12 protein-coding genes are annotated in these 14,027 nt (G+C 64.1%); 6 read left to right on the top strand and 6 right to left on the bottom strand.

What is annotated here, in order from left to right:
• Positions 1 to 25 precede the first annotated feature (25 nt).
• On the bottom strand, positions 26 to 1,612 hold the full coding sequence (serA, locus tag RMO25_RS10840; RefSeq protein WP_309662612.1) for a phosphoglycerate dehydrogenase: 1,587 nt from the start codon (positions 1,610 to 1,612) through the stop codon (positions 26 to 28).
• Positions 1,609 to 2,742, bottom strand: a complete 1,134-nt coding sequence (locus RMO25_RS10835) for a phosphoserine transaminase (protein WP_309662611.1) — start codon at positions 2,740 to 2,742, stop codon at positions 1,609 to 1,611. Before RMO25_RS10835 ends, serA begins: the two co-directional genes overlap by 4 nt.
• A 370-nt stretch (positions 2,743 to 3,112) precedes the next feature.
• Here RMO25_RS10835 and RMO25_RS10830 point away from each other — a divergent pair, with 370 nt between their 5' ends.
• Genes RMO25_RS10830 through RMO25_RS10820 form a run of 3 tightly spaced genes read left to right on the top strand, consistent with a single transcriptional unit; the run spans position 3,113 to position 5,310 of the window.
• Entirely contained in the window at positions 3,113 to 4,165 is a 1,053-nt protein-coding gene (locus RMO25_RS10830; protein WP_309662610.1) for a M23 family metallopeptidase, read from the top strand.
• Positions 4,166 to 4,202: 37 nt separating this feature from the next.
• Positions 4,203 to 4,535, top strand: a complete 333-nt coding sequence (gene erpA / locus RMO25_RS10825) for an iron-sulfur cluster insertion protein ErpA (protein ID WP_309662609.1) — start codon at positions 4,203 to 4,205, stop codon at positions 4,533 to 4,535.
• Position 4,536: 1 nt separating this feature from the next.
• Positions 4,537 to 5,310 carry an exodeoxyribonuclease III gene (locus RMO25_RS10820; RefSeq protein ID WP_309662608.1) on the top strand — a complete coding sequence of 258 codons (774 nt, stop codon included), beginning with the start codon at positions 4,537 to 4,539 and terminating at the stop codon, positions 5,308 to 5,310.
• Here RMO25_RS10820 and RMO25_RS10815 read toward each other — a convergent pair.
• Entirely contained in the window at positions 5,307 to 6,491 is a 1,185-nt protein-coding gene (locus RMO25_RS10815; RefSeq protein WP_405051875.1) for an N-acetyltransferase, read from the bottom strand. The genes RMO25_RS10820 and RMO25_RS10815 overlap by 4 nt on opposite strands.
• Before the next feature lie 67 nt (positions 6,492 to 6,558).
• Here RMO25_RS10815 and RMO25_RS10810 point away from each other — a divergent pair, with 67 nt between their 5' ends.
• Complete coding sequence (locus RMO25_RS10810) at positions 6,559 to 7,653, top strand: fatty acid desaturase family protein (protein ID WP_405051874.1); 1,095 nt, start codon at positions 6,559 to 6,561, stop codon at positions 7,651 to 7,653.
• Positions 7,654 to 7,656: 3 nt separating this feature from the next.
• Here the strand turns inward: RMO25_RS10810 and lptG are convergent, their stop codons facing one another.
• Positions 7,657 to 8,754 carry an LPS export ABC transporter permease LptG gene (gene lptG, locus RMO25_RS10805; protein ID WP_405051873.1) on the bottom strand — a complete coding sequence of 366 codons (1,098 nt, stop codon included), beginning with the start codon at positions 8,752 to 8,754 and terminating at the stop codon, positions 7,657 to 7,659.
• A complete protein-coding gene (gene lptF, locus RMO25_RS10800) occupies positions 8,751 to 9,947 on the bottom strand; it encodes an LPS export ABC transporter permease LptF (RefSeq protein ID WP_309662607.1) in 1,197 nt (398 codons plus the stop codon). The genes lptG and lptF overlap by 4 nt, the downstream gene beginning before the upstream one ends.
• A 244-nt stretch (positions 9,948 to 10,191) precedes the next feature.
• Here lptF and RMO25_RS10795 point away from each other — a divergent pair, with 244 nt between their 5' ends.
• Complete coding sequence (locus RMO25_RS10795) at positions 10,192 to 11,166, top strand: acylglycerol kinase family protein (protein WP_309662606.1); 975 nt, start codon at positions 10,192 to 10,194, stop codon at positions 11,164 to 11,166.
• An 18-nt stretch (positions 11,167 to 11,184) separates the two neighbouring features.
• A complete protein-coding gene (locus RMO25_RS10790; protein ID WP_309662605.1) occupies positions 11,185 to 12,045 on the top strand; it encodes a hypothetical protein in 861 nt (286 codons plus the stop codon).
• Here RMO25_RS10790 and RMO25_RS10785 read toward each other — a convergent pair.
• Positions 12,002 to 13,987, bottom strand: coding sequence for an ATP-binding protein (locus RMO25_RS10785; protein WP_309662604.1), 1,986 nt, complete (start codon positions 13,985 to 13,987; stop codon positions 12,002 to 12,004). The two genes, RMO25_RS10790 and RMO25_RS10785, sit on opposite strands and share 44 nt — an antisense overlap.
• Between the last annotated feature and the right edge of the window lie 40 nt (positions 13,988 to 14,027).

Below are 14,027 nucleotides of genomic sequence, written 5' to 3'. Positions count from 1 at the left end.
CCCGGGCGGCGCGTAATCGAGGATATTAAAAACTTAACGGAACGACGTCGCGGACCCCTGGCAAGCGACACAATGCTTTGGTCAATTCGGGCGTGATCGGGTCGTCGACCGAGACCAAAGCGACCGCTTCGCCACCGGTTTCCCGGCGGCCGAGGTTAAAGGTGGCGATGTTGACTTTGGCTTCGCCCAGCGCGGTGCCCAGGGCGCCGATGAAGCCGGGCTCGTCGGTGTTGACGATGTAGATCATCTGGCCGGTGAGTTCGGCTTCGACCGGCACGCCGAAGATATCGACCAGCCGCGGCGCACGGTTGCCGAATAATGTACCGGCGACCCGCCGCTTGCCCTCGCTGGTGCCAACGGTGACCGCGAGCAAGGTGTGATAATCGCCCTCACGGTCGTGGCGGATCTCGCGCACATCCAATCCACGTTCGCGGGCCAGGAAAGGCGCGTTGACCATGTTCACGGTGTCCGAATAAGTGCCCATCAGCCCGGCCAGTACGGCGCCGGTGATCGGCTTAATGTTCAATTCGGCGGCGGCGCCCTCAACCTCCACGTCGATCGAGCGGACCCCGGTGCCGACGATCTGCCCGACCAACCGCCCAAGCTTTTCCGCCAATGCCATATATGGCTTCAGGCGCGGTGCTTCCGCGGCCGACAAGGACGGCATGTTGACCGCATTGGTAATCCCGCCAAGCAGTAGATAGTCGCTCATTTGTTCGGCGATCTGGATCGCGACATTGACCTGCGCTTCGCTGGTCGAGGCGCCGAGATGCGGCGTCGAGATAAATCCCGGTGTGCCGAACAACGGCGAATCCTTGGCCGGCTCGGATTCGAACACGTCGAGCGCGGCCCCGGCGATATGGCCGGAATCGAGGCCATCCTTAAGCGCCGCTTCATCGATCAGTCCGCCACGAGCACAATTGATGATGCGCACGCCTGCTTTGGTCTTGGCCAGCGCCTCGCGGCCGAGGATGCCGCGCGTTTGATCGGTCAGCGGCGTGTGGAGCGTGATAAAATCGGCCCGGCGGAGCAGTTCGTCGAGTTCGACTTTCTCGATGCCGAGCTCAACCGCGCGCTCCGGGGTGAGGAACGGGTCGAACGCCGCAACCTTCATTTTGAGGCCGAGCGCCCGCGCGGCGACGATCGAGCCGATGTTGCCGGCCCCGATCAGACCCAGCGTCTTGCCGGTGACTTCGACCCCCATGAAACGGTTTTTCTCCCACTTGCCGGCCTGGGTCGACGCATCGGCCTCGGGCAATTGGCGGGCCAGCGCGAACATCAGCGCGATGGCGTGCTCGGCGGTGGTAATCGAATTGCCGAACGGCGTGTTCATTACCACCACGCCCCGCGCGGTGGCGGCGGCAATATCGACATTGTCGACCCCGATACCGGCCCGGCCAACGACTTTCAGGCGTGACGTCCCCCCCAGCAAGGCCTTGGTGACCTTGGTGGAGGAACGCAGGGCAAGACCGTCGTAGTCGCCGATGATCGCCGCCAGTTCCTCGGGCGTCTGGCCGGAGATTTCGTCGACGTGGATACCGCGCTCGCGGAAAATTGCCGCGGCCTTGGGGTCCATCTGATCGGAGATAAGGACGCGTACCTGATCGCTCATTGTGTTTGCTCCCAAGCCCAGTCGAGCCAGGGCCCCAAAGCTTCAATGTCGGTGGTGTCGACGGTCGCGCCGCACCAGATGCGGAGGCCCGGCGGCGCGTCGCGATAAGCGCCAATGTCGAACGCCGCTTGCTCGGCTTCGAGCAACTTGACGATCGCTTTCTGCCGCGCGGCGTTCGCTTGCCCGTCGGCACGGTCAGCGAACTGGAGGCATACCGAGGTGTTGGATCGGATGGCCGGATCCTGCGCGAGATGCTCGATCCAGTCGGCTTGCTGCACCCAGAGATCGAGCGCCGCGGCGTTGGCGTCGGCGCGCGCGATTAGCGCTTGTAAGCCGCCGGTCTGCTCGGCCCAGCCGAGCGCGAACAGCCAGTCTTCGACCGCCAGCATCGAGGGCGTGTTGATCGTCTCGCCCTTGAAAATACCGTCGATCAGTGAGCCGCTTTTGGTCAGCCGGAAGATTTTAGGCAGCGGCCGGGGGGCCGCCTGGCTCTCGAGCCGCTCGACCGCGCTCGGCGACAGGACGATCATGCCGTGGCCGCCTTCGCCGCCCAGTGCTTTTTGCCAACTGAAGGTGCCGACATCGATCTTCGCCCAGTCGACGTCTTGCGCAAAGGCCGCCGACGTTGCGTCGCAGATGGCAAGCCCGGTGCGGTCAGCGGCGATCCAGTCGGCGTCGGGCAAGCGCACCCCGCTGGTGGTGCCGTTCCAGGTGAAGACGATGTCGTTGGCGGGATCGATCCCGGCCAGGTCCGCGATCTCGCCATAGTCCGCGGTCCGCACTTCGGCGTCGAGTTTGAGCTGCTTGATGACGTCGGTAACCCAGCCGGCGCCGAAGCTTTCCCAGCTGAGCATGGTCACGGCGCGCGGGCCGAGCAGCGACCACAACGCCAACTCCATCGCCCCGGTATCGGAGGCGGGGACGATCCCCAGCCGGTAGTCGGCCGGAAGCTTCAGCAGAGCATGCGTGCGGTCGATCGCGTCTTGCAACCGTGCCTTGCACAGCGCCGAGCGGTGCGATCGGCCGAGCGAGCGCGTGTCGAGCCGGTCCGCCGACCAGCCGGGCGGCTTGGCGCAGGGACCCGAAGAAAAGAAAGGACGCGCCGGAAGCGCGGCAGGACGATCAATCAAAACACTCTCCTCACAGAGAGCTCGCGCCGCGTTGGGACGGCGTGGCCCGCCGACAGCCCTACGGCAGAACCACCAAATGACAAGCTCGAAGGAGCGTGAAAGATTCGCTCCGCCCGACGCCGATGCGAATTCGCGGCCCAATTGCACTTCGTTCCGGCGCCAATACATCGGTTCACCGCAGGGAGCGGACGGTTCATCCCGACAAGCGGAACATATGGTTGATATCGTTAACCCGGGCGGGCCAGGTTCAACTTCGCCAGCACGGGTGGGCAAATCGGTGCGATGGCAGTGGGGCTGGGGAGCTCCTCTAATCGGTGGACTTACGAACGCGTTTTTTGCGCGCTCGCTATGGATTTGGAGCGAAGACACGATGGCGCAAACACTGGCCGCAACGCCCGCACTCTCCTTCTTCCGGGATCGCGACCTGTTCATCCACGACGGTACCAAGCTGCGCCGTTTCCGCCTGTCCGCGCCCGTCCAGGCCTTTTTCTTTGTCATCATGATGACGTTGGTTGCGTGGTCCGGCTACGCTGCCGCGCGCATGATCGTGTCGGGCCCGCAGACGCTCTCATTGAGCGACGCGACCGAAGCTCGTGCCCAGAAGATCGAGCAACGCCAGGCGCTGATCGAAGCGATCATCACCGGCAAAAATGTCGACGACGCGGCAATCGCCGCCGCTACCGCCGGTGGTCGTGCCTCGGGCGTTGGTCCGCTCGCCCGTGTCGAGGACGCGCAAATGGCGCAGGCGGCGTTGATCGCCCGGGCGCTCGACGTTCGCTATCAGACCACCGCTGCCGAACTCAAAAAGCTCGGCCTGACGCCGTCGCGCGTCGCCGCGGTTGGTGGCCCGTTCGAAGCGGTTGGCCGGGCTGACCCGACCTTCAAGCAATTATTCTCCAGCTGGAAGAAGCTCGAGACCCTGCAGGACGGAGCGATTGCGATTCCGTCCGACAAGCCGGTGCAGACCGCCGCTTTCACCAGCGGCTTTGGCGTTCGTTCGGATCCGTTTCATGCTGGCGCGGCGATGCATCCTGGCATCGATTTGGCCGGCCCCATGGGGACTCCGGTGTACGCGACAGCCGATGGCACGGTGATGCGCGCCGGCTGGAATTCGGGTGGTTACGGCAATCTGGTTGAACTCGACCACGGTCGCGGCATCGCCACGCGCTACGGCCACATGTCGGCCATTCTCGTGAACCCCGGCGACCACATCACTCGCGGTCAGCAAATTGGCCGGATGGGCTCGACCGGCCGTTCGACCGGCTGCCACCTTCATTATGAAGTGCGGATCGACGGTCGCCCGGTCAATCCGGTGCCGTTTATGAAGGCGACCGACTATCTGGTCGCAATGCAACGCAAGGCCAACGCCGCGCCGATGGAGCAGATCGCGCTGGGTGGCCCAACCGGCGGCGCGCGCCGCTAAGGTTGCCGCCAGGGCGCCTCATCCCTATCTCGTTCGCATGGACGAGCCGCAAATCATCCTGACCCAGAACGCCGCGACACGGGTTGCGGCCATCGCTGCGCGCCAGTCGAAGCCGGCCATTCTCCGCCTCGCGGTCGACGGTGGCGGATGCGCCGGCTTTACCTACAAATTCGAGCTCGCCGACGCGGCGGAAGCCGATGACACGATCGCGGAAACCGGCGGTGTCACGCTGGTCGTCGATCCGATCAGCCTCGACCTGGTGCGCGGCTCAGCCGTCGATTACGTCGAAGACCTTGGCGGCGCGGCCTTCAAGGTGACCAACCCCAACGCGGCCTCGGGCTGCGGCTGCGGCTCGAGCTTTTCCGTCTGAAGTGAGGCACGCGACTTACAACGTGAATGGCATCCGGGCGCGGCTGCCGCGGCTGCTCGAATGGCTTGAGCGCGAAAAGCCCGACATCGTCTGCCTCCAGGAACTGAAATGCGCCGATGAATCGCTGCCGATCGCCGATATTGAGGCGGCCGGTTACGGCGCCGTGTGGCACGGCCAAAAAGGCTTCAACGGCGTCGCCATTCTTGCTCGCGGTGACGCGCCCAAGTTACGCCGCGTCGGGCTACCCGGCGACCCCGACGACAGCCACAGCCGCTACATTGAGGCCGAGGTCGGGGACTATGTCGTCGCTTCGCTCTATTTGCCCAACGGCAACCCCGTCGGGACCGAGAAATTCGACTATAAATTGAAGTGGATGGAGCGGCTCGGCAGCCATGCACGCGTGCTCTTGGCCGAAGAGCGGCCGACGGTGCTCGCCGGTGACTGGAACGTCGTGCCGGAGGACCGCGACGTCTTCTCGGCCAAGGCGACGCGGCACGATGCCCTACTGCAGCCCGAGACCCGCGCGGCTTATCGCACTATTGTCCACCAGGGCTGGACCGACGCGCTCCGGGCGCTGCACCCCGGCGAAGACAAGCTCTACACCTTCTGGGATTATACGGCGGGCTGCTGGCAGCGCGATGCCGGCTTTCGCATTGACCATCTGCTGTGCTCGCCCGAGGCCGCCGACCGCTTGCGCGGCGCCGGCGTCGACAAATGGGCGCGGGACCAGGAGAAAGCCAGCGACCACGCCCCAGCCTGGGTCGAGTTGGTCTAAGCCAAAGCCTTTTCGTAAATCCGGTAGCGGTGGTTGACTTTGGCGCCCGGCAATTGGGCGATCGACAGCATCCCCTTATTGTCTTCGAGGATCCAGCCGAACTCGCCGATCTTGATGCCGAATTTGCCGACACAATCGCGGCGCGTGAACTCGATCAGCATGAACGCCAATTGGCTGGCCATGCGCGTCCCGTGCAGCTTCTTCGCCACGCCCATCAGCGGCACCCGCGCCCGGCGCGTCCTCGGATTGCGGAGCCGCCACAGCAGTTTCGCCCAGCCGAACGGGAACAAACTGCCGTTCAAATCGGCGATCATTTCGTTGATGTCGGGCAAAGTGATCATGAACGCTACCGGCTCGCCATGATATTCCGCGATCCGAACCAAATCCGCGTAGATAATCGGTTTCAATTTCTTGCCGGCGTAGGCGATCTCGGCCTCGGTCAGCGGGACATAGCCCCAATTGGCCGACCAAGCGTCGTTTAGCAGATTGAGGATCAGCCGCGCTTCATCGTTGAACTGCGACTTGTCGACCTTGCGAATGACTATGCTGGGATTGCGCTCGCCCATGGCGATCAGGCGGTCGATCATCGGGTCGTCCCAATGTTCGATGTTGACCTCATAGGTCAGCAAATCCTTGGCCTTGATATAGCCGGCAGCATTGATCCAGCCTTGGTACGCGGGCTTATGATGACCCATCATCACCGTTGGGGGCTGCGTAAAGCCTTCGATTTCGAGCCCCGGTTCGTCCCAGATCGACAGGCTGATCGGCCCCAGCGCGCGGGTCATGCCCTGACCACGCAGCCATTTTTCTGCCGCTGCAATCAGCGCCGCCGCGGTTTCCCCATCGAGCGCTTCGAACATGCCCCATTGGCCGGTGCCCTGACCCATATGCGTCTGGACCAGATCGTCGACCTGCGCGCTGATCCGCCCGACGACGCGCCCATCGCGCTCGGCCAGCCATAATTCGGCCCGCGCATGTTGGAACCACGGGTTTTTCTTGGGATCGAGCAGGCCGTGGACTTCGTCCTTTAACGGCGGCACCCACGCCGGGTCGTCCTGATAGACCTCCCAGGCGAAATCGACGAAGCGATTGCGATCGGCTTTGGAAGCGACAGGGCGAACGGTTGGCGGGGGACTCGGCATGCCTTCGGCTAGCGCGTCATGCCCTCCAGCGCCAGCCATGCGATCCCCTGGTTCATTGCAAGGCCATGATGGCGCCATTATCTCGGTCCAGCTTTCACGGGCACTTATGCGCGACATGGCAATCCTTGAACGAGCCGCCAGCGGCACTTCCGACGCGATCGGACAGCCCAGCCGTGCGCCGGTGGCGGACGACAAGGCGATGTTGCGCACCGCCGCCGACTTGACCCGCGATCTCAACGTCCCGCGCGCGACCATCTATTGGGCCGACATGATTGGTTCGGCGCTCTTCGGCTACGTCGCGCTGTTCACAGCGATGCTCGCACCGTCATCGCTGGTCGCAATTCTGGCCGGCGTCATTGCCGTTCTCGCCCTCTACCGCGCGGGCAGTTTCATTCACGAACTGACCCACATCAAGCAGGGCGCGATCCGTGGCTTCCGGCTGGTGTGGAACCTCCTCGTCGGCGTGCCGCTGCTGGTCCCCTCGTTCATGTATGAAGGGGTCCACAATCAGCACCACGCCAAGACCTATTATGGCACCGCCAACGACCCCGAATATCTGCCGCTGGCCCTGATGAAGCCGTCCACCCTGCCGATATTCCTGGTCGCATCGCTGCTGGCGCCGGTCGCCTTGCTGGTGCGGTTTGCGGTGCTGGCGCCGCTGTCGCTGCTTTTTCCCCGGCTTCGGGCGCTCGTCGTCGCGCGTTATTCGGGGCTGCAAATCAATCCGGCGTTCCGCCGCAGCCCGGCCGAAGGGGAGCTTGCCCGCCAATGGCGCTGGCAGGAAACCGCCACTAGCGTCTGGGCAATGGCGTTGCTGGCGATGGTTACGACTGGCGTCATTCCGCTGCGCGTTTTCGCCATTTTCATCGGCGTTGCATCGGGCGTGATGTTCCTCAATCAAGTGCGGACCCTGGTCGCGCATCTGTGGGAGAATGACGGCGAGCCGATGACCGTCACCGCCCAATATCTCGACAGCGTCAACGTGCCGCCGCCGGCGACTTTGCCGGCTCTATGGGCGCCGGTGGGCCTGCGCTATCACGGGCTGCATCATTTGCTTCCCGGGCTGCCGTATCACGCGCTCGGCGAGGCTCACCGCCGCATCTGCGCCAAGCTCGACCCCGCCTCGATCTACCACCATTCGAGCCACCGCGGCCTGACGCCGCTGATGGTGCGGCTGGCCAGGAGCAGTTGGGGCCGCTGAGTTCTATTCTTCCGAGCGGACCAGGACGGTTTCGCCGATCAACAGGAACAGGATGAACGGTGCCCAGGCGGCGAGGAGCGGCGGATAGGCGCCGACATTACCCATCGCCAGGCTGAAATTGTCGGCGACGAAATAGGCAAAGCCGAGAGCCATGCCAACAGTCGCCCGCAGCAGCACCTGGCCCGACCGGGCGAGGCCGAACGCGGCGACCGCCGCCAGCAATGGCATCAGCAGCGTCGACAGCGGCCCAGAAATCTTGTGCCACATTCCGGCGCGGGCTTCGTCGGCCTGCCGGCCTGCCCGTTCCAGCTGTCCGATTCTGTCCCGCAGGGTGAAGAAATCGAGCTGTTCGGGATCGACCTTGGCAAGCGTCAGGCGGTCCGGCTCCACCCCTTGCAGCGCGAACATTTGCCGCTTGCGGACCATCAGGTTCATGGTCGTGTCATAGATCCGCACATTTTCGAGCAGCCAGGCATTGCCCGCCGGCCGGGCGCGCTCGGCGTCGATCACTTGGCGCAAGGTGCCGCCCTCGCGATCATAAAGGGTGAGTCCAGTAGCCCGCAGCTGATTGCCCTGTCCGACCACGTGTCGGGCTCGCACCAGGTCGTCGCCGGCCAGCACCCAGACGTTGGACAACAGGTCGCTGGCTGGCGGAATCGGCCGATAGTCATTGTCGCTCCAGGCGGTGACCGTCCGCGCCGCTTTGACCACCACCGTTTCGTTGAAGGCAAAAGCGACGGCAGCAATGCCAAGGCTGGCAACGATCAGTGGGGCGAGGATTTGGTGCGCCGACATGCCCGCGGCCTTCATCGCGACGACCTCGCTGTGCTGGTTGAGGCTGGCAAAGGCGATCAACGTGCCGAGCAATACCGAAAAGGGCATGAACCGCGACACGAGCAGCGGGATGCGCAGCGCAACATATTGCCACAATTGGGCATCGCCATTGCCCGGGACGGCCAGAATCTTGCCCGATTCGCCGAGCAGGTCAAGGGTCATCAGGATAAGGACCAGCGATACCAGCACCGCCAGGCTGCGGGTCAGGAACAGCTTGACGGTGTAGAAGGCGATCCGCTTCGACGGGAAAAAGCGCAGGTTGATCATGCTCGCTGCGCCTGGGGCAACAGCGATCGCACGGCACCACCGATCTTGGCGAACGCGCGCTCAAGCGCGCCGATCGGCTGGCCGCCCGGTTTGTGCGCGAGCACATGATACATCCACCAGATCATGCTGGAGATCAGGATCAGCGGCACCCACAAGGCGATAATCGGTTCGATCCGCCCCTGGGCGCCGGCCTGCTCCGCATATTGGTTGACCTTGTGATAAGCGACCAGGATCACGATGCCGACGAAGATCCCGAGCGACGAGGAGCTTCGCTTGGGCGGCACGGCGAGGGCCACCGCCAGCAACGGCAGCATCATCATCATGACGACCTCGACCAAGCGGAAATGGAGATTGGCTTCGGCGGCGAGGCGATCCTTGCCGCCGGTACCGCCGCCGTAAACTTCGCGGACCAGCTCGTTGAGCGTCAGTTCTTCATGCGCGTGCCCGCGGCTTCGAAAACGGTCGACCGCCGGCAGGTTGATCGGCAAATCATAGCTGTTGAACGATAATGTTCGCGGCGCCGCAAATTTGGGCGATTGCTGGATCAGGCGTCCCTTGCCGAGCCGGAACAGGATGGTGTCGGGGTCATCGGTCGACAGGAACCGCCCCGTATCGGCGGTCGCCGCCACCGAAGTCCCCGAACGGTCGTCGACCTGGACAAAAATGCCCCCCAACTTGGTGCCTTTGTCCTCGCTGCTGTCGATCCGCAGTGTCAGCCGTTTGCCGAGGCGATTGAATTCCCCGACCTTGATTGATGCGCCGAGCGCCCCGGACCGCAAGTCGAACCGCAGGCCTTCATAGCGATAGCGCGAATAGGGCTCGATGTAGCCGACGATGGCAAGATTGAGCAGCATGAGCGCGGTAGCGTAAACATAGGGGACGCGGAGGAGCCGCCCGAAGCCAATGCCGATGCCGCGCAATGCATCGAGTTCGGACGACAAAGCGAGCTTGCGAAAAGCCAGCAAGATGCCGAGCATCAGCCCGATCGGGATGCCGAGCGAAAAATATTCGGGCAGCAAATTGGCCAGCATGCGCCAGACGACGCTGACTGGACCCCCGGCGGTGACGACGAAATCGAACAACCGCAGCATCTTGTCGAGCACCAGCAACATCGCAGCGAGAATCAGCGTGCCGAGCAGCGGAACTGCGATGGTCCGCGCCAGATAGCGGTCGATTAAAGACACGCGGCCCAAGTTTTGGTCGTCCCAACACCATGATTTGGCCGCAAAGCGAGCCGAGATTGCAATACGGGCGGCTCTACCCTTCCCGGCGAAGCCGCACCGTCACAGTGGGCGTAGAACAAACGTTTGGTAAAAGCATGTCGAAATCGTTTCTGCCGATTGGTCCCTGGCTTGACGTCGCGCCTGCGTCCGCGCCGGCGGCGATGGTCTTGCTGCAAACCGGCCGCGGCGGTCCGATTGGTTCAGTGAACGGCTGATGGCGCGCACCCGGATCGCCTTGCTGTCAAATCCGAAGTCGACCGGGAATCTGGCGCAGCTGCCGCGGATCCGCGCCTTTTGCGCCGAGCATCCGGACATCTTCCATTACGAGGTGGAGAAGGCCGACCAGGTTGGCTCCGCGCTCGAAACGATTGCCCGGGTGCGCCCCAAGATGCTGATCATCAACGGCGGCGACGGCACCGTCCAGGCGGCGCTGACCGAGCTCTACAACGGCGGCCATTTCGGGACGGAGCCGCCGCCGGTCGCCGTGCTGCCCAGCGGCAAGACCAACCTCATCGCGCTCGACCTCGGCTCGCAGGGCGACCCCATTATTGCGCTCGAGAAATTGATGGAGATCGCGCAGGCCGATCTCAGCCCGCACATCGTGGCGCGCGAGCTGATCGCGCTGCGTTGCGGGGCGGGCGAGCAGATGCCGGTGATCGGCATGTTCCTCGGCGGCGCCGGCCTCGCCGACACCATGCTCTACTGCCGCGAAAAGATTTATCCGCTTGGGCTTCCGAACGGGGTTAGCCACGCAATCACCGCTCTGGCGATGCTCGCGCAATTGCTGCTCCGGCTCAAGGCAAGCTTCCTGCCGCCCAACCCAAGCCTGGTCGCGGTGTCCTGGCGCAATAGCCAAAGTCTTTCGGGGCGGTTTTCGCTGCTGGCGGTAACGACGCTCGACAAAGTCCTAATGTCCGGTGAGCTTGCTGGTCGCAAGAGGGGCGCGTTGAAGCTGCTGGCGATCGAAGAGCGACCGGCGTCGATGCTGCGGGCCTTCTTCGCGACCTTGGCCGGCAAGCTCGGCCATTCGAAAATGCGCGGCGTCCATTTCGAACAAAGCGACGAGATCAGCATCGAGGGCGAAAGCTCGAAGGTGATCCTCGATGGCGAGACCTTCCGGGCGGAAATCGGCCGCCCGATCTTCCTCAAGCTGGCAAATCCCTTATCGTTCGTCCGTATTGCCGCCTGAGCGCTAAGACGACGGCCAATGGACGACCTTGAACAGCTGGTTGCGGCGGAACTTGCGACGCCCGTCGATTCCCGGGTGTCGACGCTGGCTGCCGCCATCGCCGCCAAGCACGGTAGCGCTTCGCGGGCAGTGCTATTTTACGGCTCATGCTTGCGCGAAATGCAGCTCGACGGGCTGATGCTCGATTTTTACCTGATCGTGTCCGACTACCGCGCCGCCTACGACCGCCGCTGGCTCAGCGTCGCCAACCGTTGGATTCCACCCAACGTCTTTTATTTCGAAACAACCGGCCTGACCGCGAAATATGCCGTGCTCAGCGAAGCGGATTTCCACCGGCTCAACGGGCCGGAGACGCGCAGCGTTTCGGTGTGGGCGCGGTTCGCGCAACCGTCGCGGCTGGTGTGGTCGGCCAATGAGCGTGCGCAACAAATGGCGATCGACGCGATTGCCCGCGCCGCACCGACGCTGCTGGCCGCAGCGGGCCGCGTCGATGGCGAAGCGCCGCTCGATTGGTGGCGTCGGGCCTTTGCCTTGACCTATTCGGCGGAGCTGCGCGCCGAGCGGACCGGGCGGGCCGGATCGGTCGTCGATGCCGACCCCAAGCGCTACCAGCGCTTTTCGCGTCCAGCGATAGCGGCAGTGTCCGCTGGCGCTGGCAGTGGGAGCTGGGCGCGACGGCGGCTGGAGGGAAAAGCGCTGTCGGTAGTTCGCCTGGCCAAGGCCAGCGCGACCTTCGCCGGCGGCGTTGATTACATCGCCTGGAAGATCAACCGCCACGCCGGCACGCAGATCGTGATCAAGCCGTGGCAGCGGCGCTGGCCCTTGCTGGCCGCGATCAGCCTCTTACCGCGCCTCCTGAAGTCCGGAGCGGTGCGCTAGTCGGCCGCGACAGCGCCGACGAGATGGCATTGGCCAGCGCGCCGACGGTGAACGGTTTGCGCAACAACTCATAGCCGACAAGGTGGTCGGTCTCGCCGTCGCCGACATAGCCCGTGACGAACAACACCGCGAAATCGTCGTGGGTGGCTTTCAAATGCCGAATTAACTCGGGGCCGGTCATTTCTGGCATAATGACATCGCTGACCACCAGGTCGAATTGCTGCTCCTCGAACAGCTTGATGGCTTCGGCGCCGCTCGCACAGGCGATCGGCTCATAGTTCAGATCCTCGAGGGCATCGACGGTCGCCGAGCGGACGCGCGGATCGTCCTCGACCAGCAAGATCCGCGCGCCCGGGACGTGCGCTTCGTCCTCGGTCCGCTGGACCGTGGGGTGCAGCCGGACCGGCGCGGTGGCGGACTCGCTGCGCGGTAAATAGATGGAAACCGTAGTGCCCCTCTCGAGCTGGCTTTCAATCCCGACTTCGCCGCCCGACTGGTGGGCGAAACCAAAGATCTGGCTCAGGCCCAGCCCGGTGCCCTTGCCGACCGGCTTGGTGGTGAAGAATGGCTCGAACGCCCGCTCGATCACTTCCTCGGTCATGCCGCAACCGGTGTCGCTGACGCTGATCCGGACATATTCGCCGGGCTGGACATCGCCGACCTCATTGGCCTGAAGCGTTACGTTCGACGTGCTGATTCGCATCATCCCGGTGCCGTCCATCGCGTCGCGCGCGTTGACCGCCAGATTGACGATCGCATTCTCCAGCTGATGCGGGTCGGCGTAGGTCGGCCAGGTGTCGGCGGCGAGGTCGACCTCGACCTGGATCCGCTCGCCCAGCGTGCGATCGAGCAGGTCCGACATGCCGGCGACGAGCGAACCGCTATCGAGCTTTTCGGGGAGCAGCGGTTCGGAACGGGCGAACGACAGCAGGCGCCGGGTCAGGGCCGCGGCACGCGTCGCGCCCTCCATCGCATTGGTGAGGTGGCTCATCACTTCGCGCTTGGGCCCATTCAAGCGGCGGCGGGCGAGGTCGATGCCTCCGACCACCACCGCCAGCATGTTGTTGAAATCGTGGGCGATGCCGCCGGTGAGTTGGCCCACCGCTTCCATCTTCTGCACCTGCCGCAACTGCGCTTCGGCGAGTTGGCGCTCGACCGCTTCGGCGCGCAAGGCCTCGTTGGCGGTCTGCAACTCCTGGGTGCGTTCGGTCACCGCTTGTTCGAGAGCCTCGGCGCGCTCGGACTGGGATTCGGCTTGGCGGCGAGCGGCGGCATTCTGGCGCAGGGCCTGGACGGCCACCATCCCCAGGAAGATCGCGCCCGCGCCAACGATCAGGCCGAGCCAGCTGAGGAAATCGGTCAGCCGGTCGGCCTGGGCCGAAAAAATCTGGCTTTGGGTAATGCGAGCGCTCAGCGATTGGCGTTCGCTGGCCGCGATTTCGTCGAGCTTGCCAATCACCGCCGGTCCCGTCGGCGACTTTCCGGCTAGGTAATAATAAGAGGTGCCGCCCTGGCCCTGCTTGGCGGCCGCGGCGCGCGCCGCCAACGCCAGCTCGGCGTCGCGCTGTGAATAGAGCTGCTGGAGCTCGGCGACGCGCCGCCGCTGATCGGGGCTGTTGCGCACCAGCCGTTCGAGCTCGCTGATCTGGCGGCCGGCGAGACGCCATTGGCTATAATAAATATTGCCGCTGGTGCGTACTTCCTCATCGAGGACAAAGCGGCCGAGTGCGGCTTCCGATCGCGACATGCTGGAATCGACGCTGCGCACGACCAAAGCAACATTATACGCCCGGCGTTCAGCTGCCAGCGCCCGTTCGCGCGAGCCATTGGACAAAGCTACCAAGACCACCATGGTGAGGAGGACCAGGGCCGCAATCAAGCCGCCCGCCGCCGCACCGCCGCGGCGCCAGTCGAAGTGCTGTTCGTCCCCCGATGGCGTCATCCAACCACCTTAGACCTGTATCGAGTCACGGGAAAGGCGG

Origin of the sequence: Sphingomonas sp., assembly GCF_031361285.1 — a bacterium.
GTDB lineage: Bacteria > Pseudomonadota > Alphaproteobacteria > Sphingomonadales > Sphingomonadaceae > Sphingomicrobium.
The sequence above is the reverse complement of the archived record's forward strand: the minus strand, read 5'-3'. Positions and strand labels throughout refer to the sequence as shown.